Source organism: Sphingobium salicis subsp. salicis (genome assembly GCF_049472635.1).
Classification (GTDB): Bacteria; Pseudomonadota; Alphaproteobacteria; order Sphingomonadales; family Sphingomonadaceae; genus Sphingobium; species Sphingobium yanoikuyae_A.
Genome location: NZ_JAYRCS010000001.1, coordinates 2,932,977 through 2,956,777, shown reverse-complemented (window position 1 = coordinate 2,956,777; position 23,801 = coordinate 2,932,977). Strand labels below are relative to the sequence as shown.

General features: G+C 64.8%; 25 protein-coding genes. 14 read left to right on the top strand and 11 right to left on the bottom strand.

What is annotated here, in order from left to right; translation table 11 throughout:
• Positions 1–100: 100 nt before the first annotated feature.
• The 11 genes from ffh (at position 101) to VHN57_RS14350 (ending at position 9,786) form a co-directional block, all read left to right on the top strand.
• On the top strand, positions 101–1,591 hold the full coding sequence (ffh, locus tag VHN57_RS14400) for a signal recognition particle protein (RefSeq protein WP_010335520.1): 1,491 nt from the start codon (positions 101–103) through the stop codon (positions 1,589–1,591).
• Positions 1,592–1,632: 41 nt separating this feature from the next.
• The gene (rpsP, locus tag VHN57_RS14395) at positions 1,633–2,073 is read left to right on the top strand and encodes a 30S ribosomal protein S16 (protein WP_004208098.1); all 441 of its coding nucleotides are present in this window, start codon (positions 1,633–1,635) and stop codon (positions 2,071–2,073) included.
• 5 nt (positions 2,074–2,078) lie between these two features.
• The gene (gene rimM / locus VHN57_RS14390) at positions 2,079–2,573 is read left to right on the top strand and encodes a ribosome maturation factor RimM (RefSeq protein ID WP_004208097.1); all 495 of its coding nucleotides are present in this window, start codon (positions 2,079–2,081) and stop codon (positions 2,571–2,573) included.
• 31 nt (positions 2,574–2,604) lie between these two features.
• Entirely contained in the window at positions 2,605–2,874 is a 270-nt protein-coding gene (locus tag VHN57_RS14385) for an AbrB/MazE/SpoVT family DNA-binding domain-containing protein (RefSeq protein WP_125986220.1), read from the top strand.
• Positions 2,871–3,245 (top strand): type II toxin-antitoxin system VapC family toxin, encoded by a 375-nt coding sequence (locus VHN57_RS14380; protein WP_278987586.1) that lies wholly within the window; start codon positions 2,871–2,873, stop codon positions 3,243–3,245. The genes VHN57_RS14385 and VHN57_RS14380 overlap by 4 nt, the downstream gene beginning before the upstream one ends.
• A gap of 29 nt (positions 3,246–3,274) precedes the next feature.
• Entirely contained in the window at positions 3,275–4,744 is a 1,470-nt protein-coding gene (locus tag VHN57_RS14375) for a serine hydrolase domain-containing protein (protein ID WP_278987585.1), read from the top strand.
• Between the two features lie 54 nt (positions 4,745–4,798).
• Positions 4,799–5,071: a hypothetical protein gene (locus tag VHN57_RS14370; RefSeq protein WP_004208093.1), complete on the top strand. Its 273-nt coding sequence runs from the start codon at positions 4,799–4,801 to the stop codon at positions 5,069–5,071.
• Positions 5,068–5,805 carry a tRNA (guanosine(37)-N1)-methyltransferase TrmD gene (gene trmD / locus VHN57_RS14365; RefSeq protein ID WP_278987584.1) on the top strand — a complete coding sequence of 246 codons (738 nt, stop codon included), beginning with the start codon at positions 5,068–5,070 and terminating at the stop codon, positions 5,803–5,805. The genes VHN57_RS14370 and trmD overlap by 4 nt, the downstream gene beginning before the upstream one ends.
• A gap of 5 nt (positions 5,806–5,810) precedes the next feature.
• The gene (gene rplS, locus VHN57_RS14360; RefSeq protein ID WP_004208091.1) at positions 5,811–6,179 is read left to right on the top strand and encodes a 50S ribosomal protein L19; all 369 of its coding nucleotides are present in this window, start codon (positions 5,811–5,813) and stop codon (positions 6,177–6,179) included.
• A 326-nt stretch (positions 6,180–6,505) separates the two neighbouring features.
• Positions 6,506–9,202, top strand: a complete 2,697-nt coding sequence (locus tag VHN57_RS14355; RefSeq protein ID WP_004208090.1) for a TonB-dependent receptor plug domain-containing protein — start codon at positions 6,506–6,508, stop codon at positions 9,200–9,202.
• Positions 9,203–9,270: 68 nt separating this feature from the next.
• Entirely contained in the window at positions 9,271–9,786 is a 516-nt protein-coding gene (locus VHN57_RS14350) for a GNAT family N-acetyltransferase (RefSeq protein WP_423284262.1), read from the top strand.
• A gap of 1 nt (position 9,787) precedes the next feature.
• Here the strand turns inward: VHN57_RS14350 and VHN57_RS14345 are convergent, their stop codons facing one another.
• The 9 genes from VHN57_RS14345 to VHN57_RS14305 form a co-directional block, all read right to left on the bottom strand.
• Positions 9,788–11,059 carry an MFS transporter gene (locus VHN57_RS14345; RefSeq protein WP_423284260.1) on the bottom strand — a complete coding sequence of 424 codons (1,272 nt, stop codon included), beginning with the start codon at positions 11,057–11,059 and terminating at the stop codon, positions 9,788–9,790.
• A 172-nt stretch (positions 11,060–11,231) separates the two neighbouring features.
• The gene (locus tag VHN57_RS14340) at positions 11,232–12,029 is read right to left on the bottom strand and encodes a TrmH family RNA methyltransferase (protein ID WP_037507764.1); all 798 of its coding nucleotides are present in this window, start codon (positions 12,027–12,029) and stop codon (positions 11,232–11,234) included.
• 88 nt (positions 12,030–12,117) lie between these two features.
• Positions 12,118–13,113, bottom strand: a complete 996-nt coding sequence (locus VHN57_RS14335) for a sensor domain-containing diguanylate cyclase (RefSeq protein WP_278986433.1) — start codon at positions 13,111–13,113, stop codon at positions 12,118–12,120.
• Between the two features lie 139 nt (positions 13,114–13,252).
• Positions 13,253–13,525, bottom strand: coding sequence for an HPr family phosphocarrier protein (locus VHN57_RS14330; RefSeq protein WP_004208085.1), 273 nt, complete (start codon positions 13,523–13,525; stop codon positions 13,253–13,255).
• Positions 13,522–13,926 (bottom strand): PTS sugar transporter subunit IIA, encoded by a 405-nt coding sequence (locus tag VHN57_RS14325; RefSeq protein WP_004208084.1) that lies wholly within the window; start codon positions 13,924–13,926, stop codon positions 13,522–13,524. Before VHN57_RS14325 ends, VHN57_RS14330 begins: the two co-directional genes overlap by 4 nt.
• A gap of 22 nt (positions 13,927–13,948) precedes the next feature.
• On the bottom strand, positions 13,949–14,887 hold the full coding sequence (rapZ, locus tag VHN57_RS14320) for an RNase adapter RapZ (protein WP_278986434.1): 939 nt from the start codon (positions 14,885–14,887) through the stop codon (positions 13,949–13,951).
• Complete coding sequence (locus VHN57_RS14315; RefSeq protein WP_004208082.1) at positions 14,884–15,318, bottom strand: HPr kinase/phosphorylase; 435 nt, start codon at positions 15,316–15,318, stop codon at positions 14,884–14,886. The genes rapZ and VHN57_RS14315 overlap by 4 nt, the downstream gene beginning before the upstream one ends.
• 117 nt (positions 15,319–15,435) lie before the next feature.
• Positions 15,436–17,031: a sensor histidine kinase gene (locus tag VHN57_RS14310; protein WP_423284256.1), complete on the bottom strand. Its 1,596-nt coding sequence runs from the start codon at positions 17,029–17,031 to the stop codon at positions 15,436–15,438.
• Complete coding sequence (locus tag VHN57_RS14305) at positions 17,000–17,704, bottom strand: response regulator transcription factor (protein ID WP_004208080.1); 705 nt, start codon at positions 17,702–17,704, stop codon at positions 17,000–17,002. Before VHN57_RS14305 ends, VHN57_RS14310 begins: the two co-directional genes overlap by 32 nt.
• Positions 17,705–17,988: 284 nt before the next feature.
• On the opposite strand from VHN57_RS14305, the gene VHN57_RS14300 reads away from it, so the two are divergent.
• The 3 genes from VHN57_RS14300 (at position 17,989) to VHN57_RS14290 (ending at position 21,019) form a co-directional block, all read left to right on the top strand.
• Positions 17,989–19,590, top strand: a complete 1,602-nt coding sequence (locus VHN57_RS14300; RefSeq protein WP_278986436.1) for a phosphoenolpyruvate carboxykinase — start codon at positions 17,989–17,991, stop codon at positions 19,588–19,590.
• 125 nt (positions 19,591–19,715) lie between these two features.
• Positions 19,716–20,033, top strand: coding sequence for a hypothetical protein (locus VHN57_RS14295; RefSeq protein ID WP_004208078.1), 318 nt, complete (start codon positions 19,716–19,718; stop codon positions 20,031–20,033).
• 137 nt (positions 20,034–20,170) lie between these two features.
• Complete coding sequence (locus tag VHN57_RS14290) at positions 20,171–21,019, top strand: ferredoxin--NADP reductase (RefSeq protein ID WP_010335536.1); 849 nt, start codon at positions 20,171–20,173, stop codon at positions 21,017–21,019.
• 245 nt (positions 21,020–21,264) lie between these two features.
• On the opposite strand, the gene VHN57_RS14285 is transcribed toward VHN57_RS14290, so the two are convergent.
• Together VHN57_RS14285 and VHN57_RS14280 are read right to left on the bottom strand one after the other, a co-directional pair.
• On the bottom strand, positions 21,265–23,100 hold the full coding sequence (locus tag VHN57_RS14285; protein ID WP_423284253.1) for a DUF885 domain-containing protein: 1,836 nt from the start codon (positions 23,098–23,100) through the stop codon (positions 21,265–21,267).
• Between the two features lie 138 nt (positions 23,101–23,238).
• Entirely contained in the window at positions 23,239–23,733 is a 495-nt protein-coding gene (locus VHN57_RS14280; RefSeq protein ID WP_004208075.1) for a hypothetical protein, read from the bottom strand.
• Positions 23,734–23,801 lie beyond the last annotated feature (68 nt).

Here is a 23,801-nt window from a genome sequence, read left to right as displayed (position 1 = left end):
GATATCGAATGGACGCTGGCCGGCGAGTTTTCGCCCGCCGGCGATTTTGTCGTTTTGGGGTGGTGCATGGATTTTCCGGGCCTTGGCCCGAATTGAGGTGATGATGTTCGATTCGCTAAGCGATCGTCTCGGTGGGGTATTCGACAAGCTGCGTGGGCGCGGTGCGCTTACGGAGGACGATGTCCGTGCCGCGATGCGCGAAGTGCGAGTCGCACTGCTGGAAGCCGACGTGGCGCTGCCCGTGGTTCGCCAGTTCGTCGACCAGGCGACCGAAAAGGCCGTCGGCAGCGATGTGCTGCGGTCGATCACGCCCGGCCAGATGGTCGTCAAGATCGTCTCCGATACGCTGACCGAGACGCTGGGCGCCGAAACCAGCGACCTGCTGATCGACGTCACCCCGCCCGCCGTCATCATGATGGTCGGTCTGCAGGGTTCGGGCAAGACGACCAGCACCGCGAAGATCGCCAAGCGGCTGAAGGACAAGGAGCGCAAGAAGGTGCTGATGGCGTCGCTCGACGTCCAGCGCCCGGCCGCGCAGGAACAGCTGGCCGTTCTTGGCACCCAGATCGATGTCGCGACCCTGCCGATCGTTGCCGGCCAGCAGCCGGTGGAAATTGCCAAGCGCGCGCTGCAGTCGGCCAAGCTTCAGGGCTTCGACGTCGTCATGCTCGACACCGCCGGCCGACTGCATGTCGACCAGGCGCTGATGGACGAGATGAAGGCGGTCGCCGACGTCGCCAACCCGGCGGAAATCCTGCTGGTGGTCGACTCGCTGACCGGCCAGGATGCCGTGAACGTGGCCACCAGCTTCACTGCGCAGGTGCCGTTGACCGGTGTCGTGCTGACCCGTATGGACGGCGACGCCCGTGGCGGCGCCGCGCTGTCGATGCGCGCGGTTACCGGCCGTCCGATCAAGTTTGCCGGCACCGGCGAAAAGCTGGACGCGCTTGAGCCCTTCCATCCGGCCCGCGTTGCCCAGCGCATCCTGGGCATGGGCGACGTCGTCAGCCTGGTCGAGAAGGCCGCTGAGACGATCGACGCCGAGGAAGCCGACAAGCTGGCCAAGAAGATGGCCAAGGGTCAGTTCGACATGAACGACCTGCGCAGCCAGCTCAATCAGATGCGCCGCATGGGCGGTCTGGGCGCGCTGGCCGGCATGCTGCCGGGCCTCAAGAAGGCGCAGGCGGCGATGGCCAATAGCGGCGCCAACGATAAGACGCTGCTGCATCTGGACGCGATGATCGGGTCGATGACCCCCAAGGAGCGCGAGAAGCCCGCGCTGATCAACGCCAAGCGCAAGATCCGTATCGCCAAGGGCGCCGGCCGCACCGTGCAGGACGTCAACCGTCTCCTGAAAATGCATCAGGAAATGGAAACGGCGATGAAGAAGATCCGCAAGATGGGCGGCCTCAAGGGGCTGGCCAAGATGTTCACCGGCGGTGGCATGGGTGGATTGGGCGGCCTGGGTGGTCCGGGCGGCGCGGATGGGCAGGGCGGTCCGCCCGACCTGTCGGGTCTGGGTGGCCTTGGTGGCCTGGGCGGCAACATGCCCAAGCTTCCGCCCGGCTTTCAGAATTTCATGAAGAAATAAGCAATTTTCGTAATTTGGTTTGAATAGAAAGGTCTAGTTCCATGGCAACCTCCATCCGTCTGTCGCGCGGCGGCTCCAAGAAGCGTCCCTATTACCGCATCGTCGTGGCCGACAGCCGCGCTCCGCGTGACGGCAAGTTCATCGAGCGCATCGGCAGCTACAACCCCGTCCTGCCCAAGGGCGACGAAAAGCGCGTCATCATCGACGTCGAGCGTGCGAAGCACTGGGTTGCCGCCGGTGCCCAGGCGACCGACCGCGTTGCCCGCTTCCTCGACGCCGCTGGCGTGAAGGAGCGCGCTGCTCGCAACAACCCGAAGAAGGCAGAGCCGGGCCAGAAGGCCAAGGACCGCGCTGAAGATCGCGCCGCCAAGGCTGCCGAAGCTGAAGAAGCTGCGCGCGAAGCCGCTGCCGCTGCCGCCGCTCCGGCTGCTGAAGAAGCTGCTCCCGCCGAGGAAGCTGCTGCCGAGCAGGCCGAGGGCTGATCCTCTTGACCGACAAGCCCGTCACCCTGGCCGCGATCATCGGTGCCCATGGCGTGGCGGGCGAAGTCCGTCTGAAGCTGTTTGGCGAAGGGGCCGAGGCTCTGAAAAGCTACAAGAGCTTCGATGCGGCGGGGCGCACATTGACGTTGAAGTCGGTGCGCCCCGGCCCCAATGGCGCGGTGGCCCGCTTTGCCGAGATCGGCGATCGCGGCGCGGCCGAAGCCCTGCGCGGCACGGCGCTGACCGTTCCGCGTTCCGCCCTGCCGGCCTTGCCCGAGGGCGAATATTATCATGCCGACCTGGTCGGCCTTCCCTGCACCAGCAGTACCGGCGAGACGCTGGGCGAGATCATCGCGGTCGAGAATTTCGGCGCCGGCGACATCATCGAGGTGCAGCGCCCGTCGATCGAGGGCAAGCCCGGCAAGCGCTTCATGGCGCCGATGCATGTGGTGGTGCTGAGCGAGGACGGCGCCGTGATTGACGCGGCTTTTACCGAATAGTATATACGCTCCGTATATACGGAGCTTCTCCATGGGCGAAGAATATCGGGCCAAGGTCTTCAAGTCGGGCAACAGCCTGGCGTTGCGGCTGCCAAAGGCGCTCGGCTTGCAGGAAGGCGCTGAAATGCGCCTGCGCGAGGAGAATGGCAAGTTCACCCTGGAGCCGGTCGATGCGCCGCCGCGCCTGATCGACGTCAGCAAATTTGCCGGCAAGGCGCCCTGGTTGGAGGCGTTTTCTCGCGAAGAATTCGATGACAGTCCGCGAGTGTGGGACGATCCCGACTTTCCGGGCTTTCGTTGATGTATTTGCTGGATACGAACAGTTGCATCTTCCTGTTCGCCGGCACCTATCCCGGACTGGTCAAGCGTGCGGCTACGTGCCGGTCCGGCGATCTCGCGCTCTCTACGATCGTTCTGGCCGAACTGGCGCTTGGTTCGGCCAATGGCAAGATTCCGCCTGTCGAATTGCTGGACGCCTTTCTGGAGGAGGTTGTCCTGTTGCCCTTCGACGATGCGGCGGCGCGCGCCTATGCGCGAATGCCCTTTCGTAGAGGGCGATTTGACCGCCTGCTGGCGGCACATGCACTGAGTCTCGACGCGACGGTCGTGACCAATAATCTGTCTGACTTTGCCGATATTCCCGGCCTGAAAGTGGAGGATTGGACCCGGTGACGCGATGTTTCCTGCCCGTTCTGCTGTTCATGGCTTTTCTTCCCGCGCCGGCGGTCGCCGCCGATGCCAGGAAGATCGATGCTGCCATCCCCGAGATTGACCGTCTCTTTGCCGATTTCCAGGTCGATAGCCATGCGCCGGGCCTGGTCTATGGCATCGTTGCCGATGGCAGGCTGGTTCATGTGAAGGGCTTTGGCGCGCAGGATCTGGTGCAGAAGCGGCCGGTGACGGGGGACAGCCTGTTTCGTATCGCATCCATGACCAAGGCGTTTACCGCCCTGTCGATCCTGAAATTGCGGGAAGAGGGCAAGCTCTCGCTTGACGATCTGGCCGAGACTTATGTGCCGGAAATGCGCGGCTGGACCTATGCGACCAAGGATAGTCCGCGCATCCGCATCCGCGACCTGCTGACGCACAGCGCGGGCTTTGTCGACGATAATCCGTGGGGCGACCGGCAGACGCCGCTGCCCGACGCGGACTTCACCCGGATGCTGGAGCAGGGCGTGCCGATGAGCAGCGCGCCGGCGACCCATTATGAATATTCCAACTTCGGCTATGCGCTGTTGGGGCGGATCATCGCCAATGTCTCGGGCATGCCCTATCGCCGCTATGTCGAGCAGAACCTGTTGACGCCGCTGGGCATGGCGTCGAGCGGCTATCAACTGAGCGAATGGCCGGTTGCGCGGCGGTCGCTCGGCTATCGCTGGGAAGATGGGCGCTGGAAGCGCGAGCCCGACATGGCCGACGGTGCCTTTGGCGCGATGGGCGGGCTGCAGACCAGTGCCAATGACTATGCCCGCTGGGTGGCCTTTCTGCTGTCGGCCTGGCCGCCGCGCGACGATGCGGAGAGCGGCCCGGTCAGCCGGGCGTCGGTGCGGATGCTGGCGGAGGGTAGCAATTTCATGAGCGTTGGCCAGCGCAACGGCAAGAGCGGGGCGACCGCCTGCCGCCAGGCGGCAGCCTATGGCTTTGCCATGCGGATCGCGCAGGATTGCGACCTGGGGCTGACCCTGTCCCATGGCGGCGGCTATCCCGGCTATGGCAGCCATGTGATGCTGATGCCGGATTATGGTGTTGGTATCTTTGTCTTCACCAATCGCACCTATAATGGCGGGGCGGGTGCCGCTTGGGATGCGGCGATGCTGTTGCAGAAGGCGGGAGCACTGATCGCGCGGGACGTGCCGGTCAGTCCGCTGCTGGCGCAGGGCTATGCCGCGGCGGGGCGCATCTATGCGTCGGGCGATGTGCTGGCCGCCCACGACAATCTGGCGATGAATTTCCTGATGGATGCCGATGCGGCGCATTGGGGCAAGCGCCTGGCGGCGTTGAAGGGGGAAGTCGGTAGCTGCGCGGTCGATGCACCGCTGAGCGCGACGGGCAATCTGTCGGGCAAGTTCACCTGGACCTGCGAGAAGGGGCGGGTGGCAGGCAGTCTGTTGCTGGCGCCGACCGCCGACGCGGAAATCCAGGAATTGAAGCTGGAGGTCAAGGCGCCCTGAGGCGCTGGCGATCGACAGTTCCCCCTGCGGCGAAAATACTCTAGGCGCGCAGCCATGGCGCAAATTTTGACCGCAATCTATCTGCTGATGATGCTGGCCGGGGGCTGGCGGCTGTTCGGCCTTGGCTGGCCGCTCTGGGTGAAGGGGCTGGTGGCGATCGGGCTGGTCTGTCCCCTGCCGCTGCTGGTGCTGCTGCCGGGCATGCTGCATCCCGAACGGCCCTTTGCCGACATGCTGCGGATGATCGGCTTCGTGATGATGGGCTGCGGTGCGCTCTGCCTGGTTGGCGGCCTGTCTGCCGCCCGGCTGCGGGCGCGCCGGCGATGAGTTTTGCGGCCCAGATCCTGACCCTCTATCCCGAGATGTTTCCGGGCCCCTTGGGCGTGTCGCTCGCGGGACGTGCGCTGGCCGAGGGGAAATGGTCGTGCGATCCGATCCAGATGCGCGGCTTTGCGACCGACAAGCATCGCACCGTCGACGATACGCCGGCCGGGGGCGGCGCGGGCATGGTGCTGAAGCCCGACATCTTGGCGCGCGGCATCGACCATGCGCTGGCGCAGCGGCCCGACCTGCCGATCCTGGCGATGACGCCGCGGGGCAAGCCGATCACCCAGGCGCGGATCAGGGCGCTGGCGGACGGTCCCGGCGTGACCTTGCTGTGCGGGCGGTTCGAGGGCTTTGACGAACGGATTTTCGACGCCCGGCCGATCGAGCAGGTTTCGATGGGGGACATCATCCTGTCCGGCGGGGAAATGGGCGCGCTGATGCTGCTGGATGCTTGCATCCGCCTGCTTCCCGGTGTAATGGGCGCCGCTTCCAGCGGTGTCGAGGAATCCTTTGAAACGGGTTTGCTCGAATATCCGCATTATACCCGACCAGTCGAATGGGAGGGGCGCAGGATTCCCGAAGTGTTGCGATCGGGGGATCATGCGAAGATCGCCGCCTGGCGGAAACAACAGGCGGAGGCAGATACACGGCTAAGGCGGCCGGACCTTTGGGAACGTCATATCGGCGTTCGGGACCAGTCGCCCTCTGGTGCGCAACGCGAAAATAAGGACTGAGTTACATGAACTTGATCCAGCAGATCGAGGCCGAAAACATTGCTGCCCTGGCGAAGGAAATCCCCGATTTCCGTCCCGGTGACACCCTGCGCGTCGGCGTGAAGGTTGTCGAAGGCGAGCGCAGCCGCGTCCAGAACTATGAAGGCGTCTGCATTGCCCGTTCCAACAAGGGCATGGGCAGCAACTTCACCGTTCGCAAGATTTCGTTCGGCGAAGGCGTGGAGCGCGTGTTCCCGCTCTACTCGCCCAACCTCGATTCGATCACCGTCGTTCGTCGCGGTGTCGTGCGTCGTGCCAAGCTCTATTATCTGCGTGGCCGCACCGGCAAGCGCGCTCGTATCGCCGAGCGCCGCGATACCCGCACCGAAGGTTGATCCTTCAAAACTGTCCTTGACAGTTGTAAAAATGAAACAGGCGGTGGCCCCCAGGGCCGCCGCCTTTTTCTTTGTGTTACAATGATTTGACACATTGTTTTACGGCATGAATTATTGCGCCTGCGAACAAATTTTTGCGGCCGCCCAAAGGGCCATTTCGCAGTCGATGCAATTATGCCAGCCTGATATTTCCAGATGTTACTGAGTGAAACGCACTGAAATTTCCGATTTCAGGAACGGATAACTGCGTCCATTCCGATCTCATCCGGCAACAAGAAGAGGGGGGTGTCGAAAGGTCTCTAAAAAAAGAAATAGGGGGCTTTTTGATGAAGTATCAGGGTCTGTTTTCATGCAGTGCGATTGCCATTGCACTGTCCTATTCCATGCCTGTTCTTGCGCAGGATGTTGCGCCCCAGGCGGCCGCAGCGGAAACGCCCGGCCAGACGATCATCGTCACCGGCACGCGGCGTACCGACCGTACCGTCGCCGAATCGCCGACGCCGATCGATGTCTATTCCGGCGAGGAACTGCAGAAGCAGGGCGTCGCCGACATGAACCAGGTGATCCAGAACCTGGTCCCGTCCTTCTCGGTGGCGCGCTATGCCATTGGTGACGGCTCCTCCTTCGTCCGGCCGCCCAACCTGCGCGGGCTGGCGCCCGACCAGACGCTGGTGATGGTGAACGGCAAGCGCATGCACCGTTCCGCGCTGGTGCAGATCGGCGCGAACGCCCAGTCCGCTGGCGCCCATTCGGCCGACCTTGCGCAGATTCCGGCGATTGCGGTGCGCAGCGTCGAAGTGCTGCGCGACGGCGCTTCGGCCCAATATGGTTCCGACGCGATCGCGGGCGTCATCAACATGGCGCTGCGCGACGATACCGACGGCATTTCGGGCTATGCCCGCTATGGCCAATATTATCGCGGCGATGGCGAGGATTATCAGGTCGCGCTGAACGGTGGTTTCAAGCTGGGCGACAATGGCTTCATCAACATCAGCGGCGAATATGTGAACGCCGGCAAGACCAGCCGCGGCGTCACCCGACCCGGCGCGCTGGAACTGTCGCAGGAGCAGCCCGACATCGGTGTGCCCAAGCTGGCGCAGCGCTATGGCAATCCGAAGATGGAATCCTATCGCTTCTTCGTGAATGGCGGGTTCGACCTGGGCGACGAAAGCAGCATCTACTTCTTTGGCAATTACGGCCACAGCTTCCAGGAAGAGAGCTTCAACTATCGCCAGTCGGTCAATTCCGCCAATTTCGGCCTGAACGGCATCTTCAACGACTATTTCACCGATTTCGACAACACGACGCCGGGCATCCAGACCGGCGCGGCGGGCGGTAATGTCTATGCGCCCAACGGCTATGATCCCACGACGCGGGATTATACGCAGGTGTCGGATTGCTCCGATCCGCTGGTCCAGAACTGGAGCTGCGTCTATTCGGGCGGCTTCACGCCGATCTTTTTCGGCAAGATCGACGATATTTCGGGCACCGTCGGCTACAAGGGCACGCTCGGCTTTGGCCTGAACTACGACCTGTCGGGCAGCTATGGCCAGTCCACGCTGAAATATACCATGAACGGCACGATGAACCCGTCGCTGGGCATCACCTCGCCGACCGAATTCTACCTCGGCAAGCTGGAACAGCGCGAAACGCTGTTCAATGCGGACTTCAGCTATCCCTGGGAAGTCGGGCTGGCGAGCCCGATCACGATTGCGTTTGGTGGGCAGTATTTCCGGGAATCCTATGAACTGGGCCTGGGCGACGCCGCTTCCTATGCGATCGGGCCCTATACCGGGAACCTGGTCTTCCATCAGGATGGCACGCCGGTGTTGAACGCGGATGGCAGCCAGCTCTCGGTCGCGCTGCCGGTCGGTGCCAATGGCTTCCCTGGCTATGGTCCGGCGATCGCGGGTGAGAGCAGCCGCAATTCCAAGGGCCTCTATATCGACGTGGAAGGTGACATCACCGAAGCCTTCTCGCTGGGTTTTGCCGGCCGCTACGAGCATCTGTCCGACTTCGGCAATTCGACCACGGGCAAGGTGTCGGCACGCTACGCCATCGTGCCGGATGTGTTCGCGGTTCGCGGCACGCTGTCGACCGGCTTCCGTGCGCCGACGCCGGGCCAGACCAACACCAGCAGCATCGCGACCACCTTCAATCCGGGTAATCCCAACGCGATCGAGTTCATGACGCTGCCGGTCGCCAGCCCGGTCGCCCAATATCTGGGCGCGGTGCCGCTGAAGCCGGAAGAGTCGGTCAGCTTCTCGGCCGGTACGGTGTTCACGCCGGCCCCCGGCGCGTCGCTGACGATCGACTATTACAACATCAAGGTGAAGGACCGCATCGGCACCACCGGATCGCGGGTGATCACCGACGATCAGCGGCCCGAGCTTCAGGCGCTGGGCCTGGCCAACTATGCCACGGTCAACGAGGTGCAGTTCCTGACCAATGCCTTCGATACCCGGACCCAGGGTGTCGACGTGGTCGGCAGCTATCGCTTCTCGACCGACAGCATGGGGACGTTCAACACCACGCTGGCCTTCAACTACAACAAGACGAAGGTCATCCGTGTCGGGCTCGACCCCGATACCGGGTCGCCGATCATCAGCGACACGCGCATCATGCAGCTGCAGAATACGCTGCCCAAGACGCGCGTGATCCTGACCGAGAACTGGACCAGCGGCGCGCTGTCGGTGCTCGGCCGGGCGAACTGGTATGGCAAGTACAAGGTCTATGATGACGGCACCGGTGCGAACGGCGAAAGCTATGTCAATCAGAGCTTTGGCAGCGAGTTCGTGTTCGATCTGGAAGTCAGCTATCAGCTCAACGACAATTTCACGCTGAGTGCCGGCGCGCAGAACCTGTTCAGCAACTATCCCGACAAATATGACAATCGCGCTGGCGGGCTGGGGCCGGTCTATGCGTCGACGGGTGGTCGCTTCACCGGTGACATCTATCCCGACGTATCGCCCTTCGGCTTCAACGGCGGCTTCTGGTATGCGAAGGTCGGATTCAAGTTCTGATCCCGCATCATCATGATCTGATCGGCCGGTCCCTTGCGGGGCCGGCCGATTTCGTTGCAGGAGGGGCCATGTCCTTGACCAACCGCCTGGCGACCGCCGCCGACGAACTCGCTTTGTCCACCCTGATGACGCTGGCCATCGAGCAATTGCAGTCGGCCTATCTGACCGCGGCGCAGGTGCAGGCCAGCCATGGCTTCATGGGGCTGGACCGGCGGCTGATCGGTGACCGGACCTATTTCGTGGTGGAGGCGGATGGTGCGATCGCCGGATGTGGCGGATGGAGCCGCCGGGCGACCGCCTATGGCGGCGACCACACGGCCGGGCGCGACGACCGCATGCTCGATCCCGCGACCGAGGCGGCGAAGGTGCGGGCGATGTACACCCATCCCGACCATGTCCGCAAAGGCGTCGGCACGACCATCCTGGCGCTGTGCGAGGCTGCCGCCCGGCAGGAGGGCTTTGCCGCGCTGGAATTGTCGGCGACGATGGCCGGCGTGCCGCTCTATCGCAGCTTCGGGTTCATCGATGTCCGCCCGTTCGAGGATAGTGGCGTCCCGATGATCCTGATGCGCAAGGCAATCTGATTCAGGTGCGACTGGTCCACCACAGGCCCGCCAGGCTGATGAGCGCGGCCGCCGCCATATAGAGGCCGACGAGCGCGACGCCCTGCATCCCGATCAGCCAGGTGGCAACGATCGGCGCCAGCGCGCCGCCCAGGATGCCGCCCAGATTGAAGGCGAAGGACGCCCCGGTATAGCGCAGCTGGGTCGGGAAGAGGGCGGGCAGATAGGCGCCGAGTGGGCCGTAGATGAAGCCCATGACGAACAGAGCGAGGCTCAGCGCGACGAAGATCGGCAACAGCGCGGCGGTGCCGATCAGCGGGCCGAAGACGATGCCCATGACCAGTGTGCCGGCACAGCCCCAGGCGAGGACGCGGGTGGGGCTGCTCTTGTCCGACCACCAGCCGGCGATCACGATGCTGAGCGCCATGAACATGATGGCGCCAAGCTGGATCGCGAGGAAGATTTCCCGGTCGATCTTGAGTGCGGTGGTGCCATAGCCCAGCGCAAAGGCGGTCGCGATATAATAGACGGCGAAGCAGGCGGCGCAGGCGAAGGTGCCGGCGATGGCCGCGCCCAGATGGGTCGAGAGCAGGGTGGCAAGCGGCACGGCAGGCGGCGGTGCTTCTTGCTGCGCGGCGGCGAATTCGGGCGTTTCGGTGAGTTTGAGGCGGACCCAGAGGCCGAGGATCACGAGGACCGAACTGCCCAGGAACGGCAGGCGCCAGCCCCAGGCAAAGAATTCCGCATCGGTCAGGAAGGCGCCGAGCAGCAGGAACAGGCCGTTGGCGGCGATGAAGCCTACCGGGGCGCCCAGTTGCGGGAACATGCCGAAGCGGGCGCGCCAGCCTTCGGGCGCATTCTCGACCGCCAGCAGCGCCGCGCCGCCCCATTCGCCGCCCAGGCCAAAGCCCTGGCCGAAACGCAGCACGCACAGGATCAGCGGCGCCCAGAAGCCGATCATGAGATAGGTCGGCAGGAAGCCGATCAGCAATGTGCAGCCGCCCATCAGCATCAGCGAGGTGACGAGCGTCGCCTTGCGCCCGATGCGGTCGCCATAATGGCCGAAGACGGCGGCGCCGAGCGGCCGGGCGAGGAAGGCGAGGGCGAGGCTGCCATAGGAAGCCATCAACTGCGCCGAGGGCGAGGAGGCCGGGAAGAAGAGCGAGGGGAAGATCAGGCTGGCGGCGGTGGCGTAGATATAGAAGTCGTAAAATTCGACCGCCGTGCCGATGAGGCTGGCCGCCAGCACCCGCTTGTGCAGCCACATTGCGCCCATGCCGCTCGTCTGTGTCATAGCCCCCATCCTTCTCAATCCCTTCGCGCCGCCATCCTCCCCTGCAAGGGGAGGGGGACCATTTGCCTGGCAAATGGTGGAGGGGTGTTGCCGCTCGCGATAGGGCGACACCCCTCCGTCAGGGCTTCGCCCTGCCACCTCCCCTTGCAGGGGAGGATGATGACATTCGCCTCTATTTCCGTCGTTTCTGGTTCAGCAGCTCATAGGCCATGACCGCCGTCGCGACCGCGGCATTCAGGCTGTCGGCCTTGCCCAGCATCGGCATCTTCACCAGCTGGTCGCATTCGGCTTCATAGCTTTCTGGCAGGCCCTGCGCCTCATTGCCGACCAGCAGGAAGCTGGGGCTCTGATAGCTCGGCTCCTGATAATCCTGGGTCGCTTTCAGGCTGGTGCCGATCAGTTCGCCCGGCCCCTGGCGCAGCCAGTGCATGAATTCGCCCCAGCGGGCCTGGGTGATCGACTGGGTGAACAGGGCGCCCATGCTGGCGCGCACCGATTCGACCGAGAAGGGGTCGACGCAATCGTCGATCAGGATGAGGCCGCCAGCGCCCACCGCGTCGCCGGTGCGCAATATGGTGCCGAGATTGCCGGGGTCGCGCAGCGACTGGGCGACGATCCAGATGTCGGCCGTGCTGCGATCGAGCTTCTCCAGCGGGGTCAGCCGGTCGCGATAGACGCCGACCACGGCCTGGGCATTATCCTTGCCGCTGATCTTGGACAGGATGTCGGGCGTGGTTTCGATCACGTCGCCGCCGTCCGCCTCGATCGCGTCGATCAGGTCGAGCGCGAGCGGGTGGGTGGAGCCGGCATGGAAGAGCATTTCGGGCAGCACGCCTTCCTCGCGCGCTTCGGTCAGGATGCGCAGCCCTTCGGCGAGGAACAGCCCTTCGGCCTTGCGATATTTCTTTTCCCGCAGCGAGCGCACGCGCTTGACCAGCGGGTTGGAAAAACCGGTGATTTCGCGTGCCACGTTCTGCGTCCTGCCTTCTGGTCCGCGACCAGTGCGGACGAAGCGGCCTCTCTATCGAGGGAATGGGAAAAAGGACAGCCTTTCGGTGTCAGTCGGGCTGGGCGGCGTCCGTTTTCGCGATGACTACGCGGTTGCGACCGCCATGCTTGGCCGCATAGAGGGCGACATCGGCGGCGGCGATCCAGGCGTCGCTGCTGATCCGGTCCGGCCCGATCTCGGCAATGCCGAAGCTGGCGGTGACGCGCAGCGGCGGGATGTGGGCGATTTCCAGCGCGGCGATGGCATCGCAGAAACGCTGGGCGGCAGCCCCGGCCTGCGCTGCATTGCTTTCGGGGAGCAGCACGCCGAACTCTTCCCCGCCAAGCCGGCCCAATATGTCGTTCGGGCGCTTGGTCCGGTCGCAACAGGCGGCGACCTCGCGGATCACGACATCGCCGGCCGGGTGGCCATGGGTGTCATTGACCCGCTTGAAATGATCGATGTCGAACAGCAGCAGGCTGGCCGGACGCGCATAGCGGCGGAAGAGGGCGATATGCTTGTCCATTTCCGCCACGAAGGCGCGGCGGGTGAGGGCGCCGCTCAGATGGTCGCGCTCGGCGATGCGGCGCAGTTCCAGTTGTTCCACCACCAGAGCGCCGAGATTTTCGAGGATGGCGATCTGGCCGGGATCAAATTCGCGCGGCACGGTATCGATCGCGCAGAGGGTGCCGACATTATAGCCGTCGGGCGTCGCCAGCGGGACACCGGCATAGCTGCGGATGTTGGGATCGCCGGTGACCAGCGGATTGCTGCTGAAGCGCTGGTCGGAACAGGCATCGGGCACGACCATCGGCACACGGTCGCGGATGGTGTGGTTGCAGAAGGCGATGTCGCGCGGGGTTTCGGTCGCGTCGATGCCGGTGCGCGACTTGAACCATTGGCGATCGCCGTCGATCAGCGACACGACCGACATCGGCACGCCCAGGATCGACCGGACAAGCTGGGTGATGCGATCAAAGGCGGGCTCGGGCGGCGTGTCGAGAATTTCGTAGCGGCCGAGCGCGGCCAGGCGGGCGGCTTCGTCGTTCAATTTCGTGTCGAGCATGGCGCCTATCCACTTGAACCGGTGGCGAATGCTGCCTCCCGATCAGCGGTCGCCCTATGTCGCAAGATGGGACGGCGAGGCCGTGACGTCAATGTCGGGATGGGAACCCGTCGCGGCAACGCGGCCGCTGGTCGCGTGCCTATTCCTCGCCGAACTTGTCTTCGACCAGGGCGACGAGCTGGTGCAGGCTGTCATGCGCGTCGGGGCCGGCGGCGCTGATGGTGATGCTGTCGCCCATGGCGGCGCCGAGCATCATCAGGCCCATGATCGATGTGCCGGTGACTTCGCTGCCATCCTTGCTGACGGTGATCTGGGCGGGCAGGCCGCTGGCCAGGGTCACGAATTTCGCGCTGGCGCGGGCGTGGAGGCCGCGCTTGTTGCTGATCCTGACTTCCCGGCTGATATCATTCATGAGGTGCTGCCCAGCAATTCCGATGCGACGCTGATATATTTCTGGCCTGCTTCGCGGGCGGCGGCGACGGCGGCGCGCACGTCCATCACCTTGCGGGCGCTTTCCAGGCGGATGAGCATGGGCAGGTTGATGCCCGCGATCACCTCGATCTCGCCGGCCTTGAGCAGCGAGATGGCGAGGTTGGAGGGGGTGCCGCCGAACAGGTCGGTCAGCAGGATGACGCCGGCGCCGTCATTGACGCGCGCGACCGCCGCCGCGATGTCCGCGCGGCGCAATTCCATGTCATCCTCCGGCCCGATGCAGATCGTTTCGATCTGCTGTTGCGGTCCCACGACATGTTCCATGGCCACGACGAATTCCGTCGCAAGCGACCCATGGGTGACGAGTACGAGTCCGATCATCTGCTTCCGCGGCCCACCTTTGTCATGATATTGCTTTCGGGCCTCCCGGTCTGCGCTTCTCCAGACTGTCCTGGGGCGCTGATTCCATATTGCGGTGCGAGACGGTGGGCGAAAAGCCCGCATCTTGCAAGTATCTAGCGACATGTTCGGCGACATGGACCGAGCGATGGCGCCCGCCGGTGCAGCCGAAAGCCACGGTAATATAGGTTTTGCCCGCTTCGGCGTAGCGCGGCAGCAGGGTCGTCAGCAGATCCTGGATCTTGCCCAGCGCCTCCTGATAGGCCGGGTCGGCCTGGATATAGGCGGCGACATCGGCGTCGAGGCCGGTCTTGGGACGCAAATCCTCGTCCCAGAAGGGGTTACGCAGGAAGCGCATGTCGAACATCAGGTCGACATTGCGCGGCACGCCGCGCGAATAGCCGAAGGAGAGGATGGTCAGCACCGGGTCGGAGAGCTGTTCGCGGGCGAAGCGGGCGCGCATTTCCTGCTGCAGCGCATTGGTCGACAGGCTGGTGGTGTCGATCAGCTGGGCCGACCAGCGGCGCAGCGGCTCGGTCAGTTCGCGTTCGCGGGCGATGCCGTCGGCGGCCGGGCGATCCTGCGCCAGCGGGTGGCGGCGACGGGTTTCGGCATAGCGGCGTTCCAGCTCGGCGCCCGAGCAGTCGAGGAACAATGTCTCGATATCATGGCCATGGCGTTCGCGCAGCGCCTTGATCCGCTGGACGATGGCATTGGCGTCGAAGCCGCGGGTGCGTGCGTCGATGCCGAGCGCCAGCGGCCGGTCATCCTCGCCGCCATGACCGGCGGGCAGGGGCGTGTCGAGCAGGCGGTCGAGCAGCACCAGCGGCAGATTGTCCACCACTTCCCAGCCCATATCCTCCAGCGTCTTGAGCGCCGTGGTCTTGCCGGCGCCCGACAGGCCGGAGACGAGCAGGATGGTCTTGGGCGCGCTACCGCTCATGTCTTGCCCAGGGCCTTGAGCGCGAGTTCGACCTTGATCGGGGCGGACGCCTCATGCGCAACGACGGCGACCAGCGGAATTTCGACACCGGCGATGGTGCGGGTGGCAGCGTGCATCGGCATGCGTTCGACCGTTTCGGCCAGATCGACGATCAGCGCGACCGGCGAATCGCCGACATGGGGGACGGGCACGATGCCGATGCCGCGCACTTCCATCTTGCCGCTGATGGTTTCGGGGGCGGTGGCGATCAGCCGGCCGTCGACCCGCTTGAGCAGGGTGTAATCGTCGGAAACCAGCGTCGCACCGCGATCGATCAGGCGCAGGGCGAGGTCGGACTTGCCCATGCCGCTGGCGCCATAGAGCAGCACCGAGCGTCCCTCGATCGCGACGGTCGTTGCGTGAAGCGTCTCTGATGAAAGTGCCCGCACCATGTTCCCCTGCCTTCCTGCTTCTAGCCCCAGTTCGCCGCGTTGGAAATCGAATTGCGTCGATTCACGCGACATCGCAGCGGAGCATTGTGGCCAGCAGGAATGAACAGCTTATTGCTTTCATTCGGACATTATGCCGGGGTCGCGTTCCACGGCCATGGGCAGACGGACGATGAAGCGGGCGCCGCTCAGCCTATCCTCGCGGTCGGCGATGCTGATCTTGCCCTGATGCCCCTCGACGATCGAGCGGGCAATGGCGAGGCCCAGGCCCGAATGCTTGCCGAATGCCTCGCCTTCCGGGCGGACGCTGTGGAAACGGCGGAAGACATGCTCGCGCTCGCCCTCGGGCACGCCGGGGCCTTCATCCTCGACGCTGACCAGCACTTCATTGTCGGCGACGGTGGCGATGATCTGGACCAGCCCGTCGTCGGGCGAGAAGGAGATGGCATTGTCGATCAGATTGTCGAGCACGCGCACGATCCGCTGTTCCTCGCCCAGGACGACCGCGACTTCCTTGCGCGGGCGGGCGAAGGCGAGGCGGATGCCGCGCGGCACGCCGCGTGCTTCGCGGGCGAGCACCATGCGCTCGATCAGCAGGCCAAGGTCGATCGGCTCGAACCGGGTGCGGGACAATTGGGCGTCGATGCGGGAGGCTTCGGCGATGTCGGTGACGAGCCGGTCGAGCCGCCGGACATCATCCTGCGCGATCGCCATCAACTGGTCGCGCAGGTCCGGCCGGTCCACCCGTTCAAGCGAATCGAGCGCGGAGCGGAGCGAGGCGATCGGGTTCTTGAGTTCGTGGCTGACGTCGGCGGCGAAGGCGTCGGTCGCGTCGATCCGCTGGCGCAGCGCATGGCTCATGTCCGACAGGGCGCGGGCGAGCATGCCGATCTCGTCGCGCCGCTCGGGCAGGCGGGGCACGGTGACCTCCCGCGCGCGGCCGAGGCGAACGCGCACGGCGGCACGGGCCAGGCGCTGGAGCGGCTGGACGATGGTGCGGGCGAGGAACAGCGACAGCAGCACCGAGGCCAGGACGGCGGCGGCCAGCACGATGCCCAGGCGCAGCCGTTCGGCGCGGACGATGCGGGTGATGTCGCGCGCATTTTCGGTCGCGAGCAGGCCCGAGCCGTCGCGCACGGCGACGGCGGCCGAGATCATGAAGGTGCGGTCGGGCGCGTAGCGGTTCATCGCCTGGGGCTGGCGCGTCTTGGCGGCCAGCACCAGTTCGGGCCAGGCGCTGGCGCGATCGACGGCGGGTTCCTCGAAATTGGGCGGGCGATCGGCGGAGACGACGCGGTCGACCGCCTTGTCGAGGAAGCGGGCGACATGGCGCTGCCATTCCTCTTCCGAGGGCAGGCGCAGCCGATAGCGCGGCGCATCCATGGCGAAGCTGTCGGCCATCAGATTGCCGGCCGCGTCATAGCGGCGCACCCGGTCGCCGGTCTGGCGCGCATAGGCGGCGATCAGCGCATTCTGCCGGTCGGCAGGCGCATTTTCCAGGCCAATGGCGAGCAGCTTCAGCTCGCGCGCCGACTGTTCCAGCCGATCGTCGACGATCCGCGTGCGATAGCTGTCCAGATAGAAGAAGCCGCCCGCCAGCAGGGCGAGCGCGAAGACATTGACCGCCAGGATGCGCGGGGTGAGGCTCAATCGCCCCGACCAGCGCACCGCGAGCGACGCGTCCTCATTCTTCGGAGAAGCGGTATCCGGCGCCATAGAGCGTGTCGATTGCGTTGAAGTCAGGGTCTACCTCTCGGAATTTGCGACGCAGCCGCTTGATATGGCTGTCGATCGTGCGGTCGTCGACATAGACGTCGTCCTGATAGGCGGCGTCCATGAGCTGGTTGCGGTTCTTCACCACGCCGGGCCGTGCAGCCAGGGTTTCCAGGATCAGGAATTCGGTGACGGTCAGCGTCACATCCTTGCCGTCCCATTTCACCCGGTGGCGGGGCGGGTCCATCTCCAGCCGGCCGCGCACGATCGGGTCGGACGGCGGCTCGTCGGCGGCTTCGGGCGTGCGGCTGATCTCTGCGCGGCGCAGGATGGCGCGGATGCGCGCGATCAGCAGCCGCTGCGAGAAGGGCTTGGAGATATAATCGTCCGCGCCCATGGCCAAGCCCAGCGCCTCGTCCAGCTCGTCCGCCTTGGAGGTGAGGAAGATGACCGGCATCTGGCTCTTTTCGCGCAGGCGGCGCAGCAGTTCCAGCCCGTCCATCTGCGGCATCTTGATGTCGAACACGCCAAGGTCGGCCGGATTGTCGGTCAGCGCCTTCAGCGCGGCTTCCGGGTCGGTGTAGATGCGCGTGACGAACCCTTCGGTCTGCAGCGCGATCGACACCGACGTCAGGATATTCTTGTCATCATCCACCAGCGCGATGGTTGCGGTCATGCTGCGTCCCGGAACGTCATGATAAAATGGGTGAAGGCATCCAGCGTTAGACGATGGCCGCCGGGCCTGCAAGGAAGGGGCGTTGCAATTGTTGCTGCGACCCGTGCGTCGTTTTTCGGGACGGGCTGTGGTTCGCCCCTATTTGACGGCCGTAACGCAAAGCCCTATGCCGGTATGGCTTGAAGGGGAGGATGTCCGCGCGACAAGGATCGCGGCGCTCCCGGACGGGCCGGTCGCATAAAAAGACAAGCGACTAAGGGACTTTTTACATCAGGAGCTAAGGCGTGCAGGCCAAATCCTCAATCACCCTGGTCGACCAGGGCATCTCCACCCATGCCACCCAGTATTGGAACCTCGGCACTGCGCCGCTGGTCGAGGCCGCGCTTGCCAATGGCGAGGGCATTTTGGCCAAGGACGGCCCGCTGGTCGTCAAGACCGGCAAGCATACCGGCCGCAGCGCCAGCGACAAGTTCATCGTCCAGGATGCCGAAACGCAGGACACCGTCTGGTGGGGCAAGACCAATGTACCGATGACGCCGGCGCATTTCGCCGCGCTGAAGGAGGATTTCTTCAAGGCGCTGGGCGAGAAGGACAAGCTCTATGTCGCCGACCTCTATGGCGGGTCGCAGCCCGAATATCGGGTCAATGTGCGCGTCATCAACGAGTTCGCCTGGCATAATCTGTTCATCCGCACGCTGCTGGTGCGGCCCGACGCGGCTGCACTGGCCGATTTCGCACCCGAATATACCATCATCGACCTGCCGACCTTCGTCGCCGATCCGGCCCGCCATGGCTGCCGCAGCGAGACGGTGATCGCGGTCAACTTCACCGAGAAGCTGATCCTGATCGGCGGCACCCGCTATGCTGGCGAGATGAAGAAGTCGGTGTTCGGCATCCTCAATTATCTGCTGCCGACCAAGGGCGTGATGCCGATGCACTGTTCGGCCAATATCGGCCCGAATGGCGACACCGCGGTCTTCTTCGGCCTGAGCGGCACCGGCAAGACGACGCTGTCGGCGGATGCCAGCCGCACCCTGATCGGCGATGACGAGCATGGCTGGTCGGACCAGGCGGTCTTCAATTTCGAGGGCGGCTGCTATGCCAAGATGATCAACCTGTCGGCCGAGGCCGAGCCGGAGATCTTCGCCACCACCAAGCGTTTCGGCACGGTGCTGGAAAATGTCGTGATCGACGAGGAAAGCCGCGAGATCGACCTGGACGACAACTCGCTGGCGGAGAATAGCCGCGGTTCCTACCCGATCGACTTCATCCCGAACACGTCGGAGAAGAATCTGGGGCCGGTGCCCAAGAACATCATCTTCCTGACCGCCGATGCCTATGGGGTTCTGCCGCCGATCGCGCGGCTGACCCCGGAGCAGGCGATGTATCACTTCCTGTCCGGCTATACCGCGCGCGTCGCGGGCACCGAGATCGGCGTGACCGAGCCGACCGCCACCTTCTCGACCTGCTTCGGCGCGCCGTTCATGCCGCGCCACCCCAGCGTCTATGGCAATCTGCTGAAGGAGCGGATCAACAAGGGCGGCGTCACCTGCTGGCTGGTCAACACCGGCTGGGCCGGTGGCAAGGCGACCATGCCGGGGATCAAGCGCATGCCGATCAAGGTGACGCGCGCGCTGCTCAACGCCGCGCTCGACGGCAGCCTGAACAGCGCCGAATTCCGCACCGATCCCAATTTCGGGTTCGAGGTGCCGGTGGCGGTGAACGGCGTCGACAGCCAGATCCTCGACCCGCGCGCAATGTGGGCGGACAAGGAGGCCTATGACGCGACCGCGGCGACGCTGGTGAAGGCCTTTGTCGACAATTTCGCCCAGTTCGAGGAGCATGTCGACGATGGCGTGCGCAGCGCGGCGCTGACGGCGGCCTGAATGGGCGCCTGATCGGACGCAGCAATGTAGTGAAGGGGCCGGGGCGGAAACGCTCCGGCTCTTTTGCTTTTGGCGGGCGCGCGGCGGTGCTATGCTGCCCGCCTATCATGGCAGCGGAGATTAGCATGGGCATGTTCGACAATCTGATGGGTAATCTGGGCGGGCTGGAAGCGATCGCGCAGAAGGTCGGGCTGGAGCCGGAGCAGATGCAGGGCCTGCTGAACGAGATCGGCGCCAAGATCGGCAGCGGCGAGACCAGCGTGTCGGCACTGGCCGAGACGGCGGCCGAACATGGCGTGTCGGCCGATGCGCTGCAGCAGTTGCTGGGCCAGTTTGGCGGGCCGGAGGCGATATTGGGCCAGCTTGGCGGCTTCCTGGACCGGGATGGCGACGGCAATCCGCTCAATGAGCTGAGCGGCCTCGCGAAAGGGCTGTTCGGCTAACAGACGGCGAGGGGCGGGTCGGCAAAGCCGGCCCTTGGTCGCCCCCAAGTTTTTTTGGCCTTGCCTTCGCGATGCGGTGGGGCCATTTGCGGACTACACCATTATTGCGAATGATCCGCAACTAGCGCCGCCCGATCATGGCGGCGCCGACGAAATGCAAGGATAAGGTCTTGACCGACGTGACGATCGAAAAGCCGGTTCTGGAACCCACCGGCGCGCTTTCCGTGGAAACCGTGCTGTCGGTGAAGCACTGGAACGAGCATCTGTTCAGCTTCCGCATCACCCGCCCGGCAAGCTTCCGCTTCCGCTCGGGCGAGTTCATCATGATCGGCCTGAAGGGCGATAACGGCAAGCCGCTGCTGCGCGCCTATTCGATCGCCAGCCCTGCCTGGGACGAGGAAATCGAGTTCCTGTCGATCAAGGTGCAGGATGGTCCGCTGACCAGCAAGCTGCAGAAGATCGAGCCGGGCGACCAGATCTATCTGGGCCGCAAGCCGACCGGCACGCTGGTGACCGACGCGCTGCTGCCGGGCAAGCGGCTGTTCATGCTGTCGACTGGCACCGGCCTGGCGCCGTTCCTGAGCCTGCCGCGCGACCCGGATGTCTATGAATTCTACGAGCAGGTCGTGGTGGTGCATTCGGTGCGCCGGGTGAGCGACCTGGCCTTCCGCGACGAGATGGAAGGCAAGTGGGCCGAAGACCCGCTGGTATCGGAACAGGCCGCCGGCCAGTTCCATTATGTGCCGACCGTGACGCGGGAGGAATTCCCCAACAATGAGCGCATCGACAAGCTGGTCGAGAGCGGCAAGCTGTTCGAGGGGATTCCGGGCGCGGCGAAGTTCGATCCTGAGACTGACCGAATCATGATGTGCGGCAGCATGGAAATGATCAAGCAGTTCGCGGCCTATTTCGAGGAACAGGGCTTCACCGAAGGCTCCAACGCGGCGCCGGGTCAGTTCGTGATCGAGCGCGCGTTTGTAGGCTAAGGGCTGACGTTAGAGAGATAGGAAAGGGCCGGGGGAGCGATCCTCCGGCCCTTTTTCTTTGTGATGGCGCAGTGGATGTTCAGCAGGCCGGCTGCTCTTTCATCCTCCCCTGCAAGGGGAGGTGGCAGCACGAAGTGCTGACGGAGGGGTGTCGTGCCGTCGATAGCGTGACACCCCTCCACCGGCTTCGCCGGTCCCCCTCCCCTTGCAGGGGAGGATGTCATGTCCACTGATGGAGTTGTCCGTTACGCCCCCTTCCTCTGGGCGACATAGGCGTCGACATTTTTCGCCAGCACGGTCATCGGCACGCCGCCGCCCTTGACCACGGCGTCGTTGAACAGGCGGAAGTCGAACTTGTCGCCCAGCGCCTGTTGCGCCTGTGCCCGCAGGCGGACGATTTCGCCATGGCCGACCTTGTAGCCGCAGGCCTGGCCCGGCCAGGCGCAATAACGGTCGACCTCGCCCTGCACATCCTCGACCGTGGAGCCGTTGGTGGTGGCGAACCAGTGGATTGCCTGTTCGCGGGTCCAGCGCTTGGCATGAAGGCCGGTGTCGACCACCAGGCGGCAGCAGCGATAGGCGATCGACTGGAGATAGCCGAGGCGCCCGGCGACATCGCCATCATAGGCGCCCAGCTCGTCGCCCAGTTGCTCGGCATAGAACGCCCAGCCCTCCGAATAGGCGTTGAAGGCGAGCAGCGAGCGGATCAGGGGGAGCTTGTAGGTATATTCGCCCTGCCAGATATGGCCCGGAATCCCCTCATGATAGCAGAGTGTCGGCAGCGAATAGCGCGGCCAGATGCTGGTATCGCGCAGGTTGATATAATAATTGCCCGGCACGCTGCCGTCGATCGTGCCCGCGCCGGCATAGGCGCCCGGCGCCCCGGCCTCGATCTCCACCGGCACCCGCTTCACCACCAGCCTGGCCGGCACCAGGGTCGCGAAGGCGCGGGGCAGGCGGGTGCGGATATCGGCGAGGCGCCCGTCGATATAGGAGAGGATCTGCTGGCGACCCTTGTCGTCATTGGGGAAGAGATAGCGCGGATCCTTGCCCATCGCCGTCATCCGCTCGCCCACGGTTCCCTTGGTCATGCCGAGGGATTTCAAGAGCCGGTCCATTTCCGACTGGAGGGCTTTGAGCTGTTCCTGGCCCAGCGCATGGACTTCGTCGGGCGACATGGTGGTGGTGGTGCCGGCCTGCAGCGCCCAGGCATAATAGGCATCGCCCTGCGGCAATTTCCACACGCCCGCATCCATGGTGGCAAGGCCACGCTGGCGAGTGAGTTCGGCGGCCTGGCGAGCGAGGGCGGGGGCGATGGCGGTGCGGGTGATCTGCTGCGCCTTGGCGGCATAATCGCCCTGCATGTCGCGGGTGCGGCGCGCGATCGAGGCGACCGGCACCCACTGGTCGATCGGCTGGCCCTGCACCGCCTTCATCTGGCCCAGCGTCTTGTCGAGCAGGAAGGCGGGGGCGACGACGCCGACGCCGGCATCATGCTTCAGCCGCTCGGTCTCGCCGTCGAGATTGGCGGCATATTGGGTCAGGCGTTCGAGATAGGCGTCGGCGTCGGCCGGAGTGGCGATGCCATGATTGGCGTCGAGGAAATCGGGCGTCTCGATGAAGGCGCCGGTATTCTGGGCGACGGCATAGGGCGCGTTGCGATAGGACCAGTTGCTGTTCATCATCGCCATGTCGCCGAAGGGGAAGGCGAAGCCGGCATCGGCCAGTTCATGGGCGGCGCGCACCACCTCCACATCGGTGCGGGTGGCGGGCGACAGGGCGTCGAGATCGACGGCGCGCAGCTGGGCCAGGCGATCCTTCACATGGGCGGCGATCCGCGCCTGGCCGGCCGGGCTCTTGTCGCCAAGGCGCGCTTTGAGCGGGGCGCGGGCGCCGGTGTCGAGGCCAAGGCCGCTCGCGGTTTCGGGCGCATCGGCCAGCATCGCCTCGGCCATGCCGGCGAGCAGGGTTTCGGCGCGGGCGTCTGCGCTGGTCGCCTGCGCCAAGGTGCGGGCGGGAAGGGCGGACAGGGCAAGGGCGGAGGAGCCGGCGACGAGGAAATCGCGGCGGGAGGTCGTCATGGGGGTTGGGTCTCCGTAGGAAATCACGCGGCTGGCGCGATTTCCGAGTCATCCGGCGGGGCGCCGGGTTGGAAATCGCTCGCTTAACTTCGCATATTTCCCGCACATTTCGACATCTTATTTCCTACCCGCGACAGATCATAATAATCGGGCGATGCTGCCAAGGTCGATCTCCGGCGCGCTGATCGAGAGTTCCGCGACCAGATCGCGCAGGGCGATGCGCTGGCGATGGGGCATGGCGGCGCGGGCGCCGCTGCGCTCGGCACAGATGGTGCGCATCGCCGCCAGCATCACCCGATTGTCGGGCGCGCGGCGATGGCCCACCACCACGCCGCGCCGGACGATGGGGCGGACCTGCGCGCAGCGGGTCAGCGCGATCGCCTGGGCACGGGCGGCGTCCAGCCCCATCTCCAGCGCCCAGTCCCAGGCGGCGGCAAAACTCTCCGCCCCCTGTTTCTGCCGCAGCTGATAGGCCGAGCGCGGCGAACAGCCGACGCTGCGCGCCGCCTGCGCCACCACGCCGCAGCGCGCCAGCATGTCGATAAAGGCCCGCTGCGCGGCCGGCGACCAGCCCGACGCGCGCCGGCGCAGCATCGGGACGGAGGTGAAATGGAGAAGGGGCATATCGGTCATGCCGGCGAGGCTATCATGGGGCGAGAGGTGTAGGACAGGGGCGCGCGAATTGGCCGGTTGCGGACTGA

Bases quoted from the DNA above. Each gene is read 5' to 3' on its own strand.
- ffh (WP_010335520.1), top strand. From the start codon at position 101: ATGATGTTCGATTCGCTAAGCGATCGTCTCGGTGGGGTATTCGACAAG.
- rpsP (WP_004208098.1), top strand. From the start codon at position 1,633: ATGGCAACCTCCATCCGTCTGTCGCGCGGCGGCTCCAAGAAGCGTCCC.
- VHN57_RS14385 (WP_125986220.1), top strand. From the start codon at position 2,605: ATGGGCGAAGAATATCGGGCCAAGGTCTTCAAGTCGGGCAACAGCCTG.
- VHN57_RS14375 (WP_278987585.1), top strand. From the start codon at position 3,275: ATGGCTTTTCTTCCCGCGCCGGCGGTCGCCGCCGATGCCAGGAAGATC.
- VHN57_RS14370 (WP_004208093.1), top strand. From the start codon at position 4,799: ATGGCGCAAATTTTGACCGCAATCTATCTGCTGATGATGCTGGCCGGG.
- trmD (WP_278987584.1), top strand. From the start codon at position 5,068: ATGAGTTTTGCGGCCCAGATCCTGACCCTCTATCCCGAGATGTTTCCG.
- rplS (WP_004208091.1), top strand. From the start codon at position 5,811: ATGAACTTGATCCAGCAGATCGAGGCCGAAAACATTGCTGCCCTGGCG.
- VHN57_RS14355 (WP_004208090.1), top strand. From the start codon at position 6,506: ATGAAGTATCAGGGTCTGTTTTCATGCAGTGCGATTGCCATTGCACTG.
- VHN57_RS14350 (WP_423284262.1), top strand. From the start codon at position 9,271: ATGTCCTTGACCAACCGCCTGGCGACCGCCGCCGACGAACTCGCTTTG.
- VHN57_RS14345 (WP_423284260.1), bottom strand. From the start codon at position 11,059: ATGACACAGACGAGCGGCATGGGCGCAATGTGGCTGCACAAGCGGGTG.
- VHN57_RS14335 (WP_278986433.1), bottom strand. From the start codon at position 13,113: ATGCTCGACACGAAATTGAACGACGAAGCCGCCCGCCTGGCCGCGCTC.
- VHN57_RS14330 (WP_004208085.1), bottom strand. From the start codon at position 13,525: ATGAATGATATCAGCCGGGAAGTCAGGATCAGCAACAAGCGCGGCCTC.
- VHN57_RS14325 (WP_004208084.1), bottom strand. From the start codon at position 13,926: ATGATCGGACTCGTACTCGTCACCCATGGGTCGCTTGCGACGGAATTC.
- rapZ (WP_278986434.1), bottom strand. From the start codon at position 14,887: ATGAGCGGTAGCGCGCCCAAGACCATCCTGCTCGTCTCCGGCCTGTCG.
- VHN57_RS14315 (WP_004208082.1), bottom strand. From the start codon at position 15,318: ATGGTGCGGGCACTTTCATCAGAGACGCTTCACGCAACGACCGTCGCG.
- VHN57_RS14310 (WP_423284256.1), bottom strand. From the start codon at position 17,031: ATGGCGCCGGATACCGCTTCTCCGAAGAATGAGGACGCGTCGCTCGCG.
- VHN57_RS14305 (WP_004208080.1), bottom strand. From the start codon at position 17,704: ATGACCGCAACCATCGCGCTGGTGGATGATGACAAGAATATCCTGACG.
- VHN57_RS14295 (WP_004208078.1), top strand. From the start codon at position 19,716: ATGGGCATGTTCGACAATCTGATGGGTAATCTGGGCGGGCTGGAAGCG.
- VHN57_RS14290 (WP_010335536.1), top strand. From the start codon at position 20,171: ATGGCGGCGCCGACGAAATGCAAGGATAAGGTCTTGACCGACGTGACG.
- VHN57_RS14285 (WP_423284253.1), bottom strand. From the start codon at position 23,100: ATGACGACCTCCCGCCGCGATTTCCTCGTCGCCGGCTCCTCCGCCCTT.
- VHN57_RS14280 (WP_004208075.1), bottom strand. From the start codon at position 23,733: ATGACCGATATGCCCCTTCTCCATTTCACCTCCGTCCCGATGCTGCGC.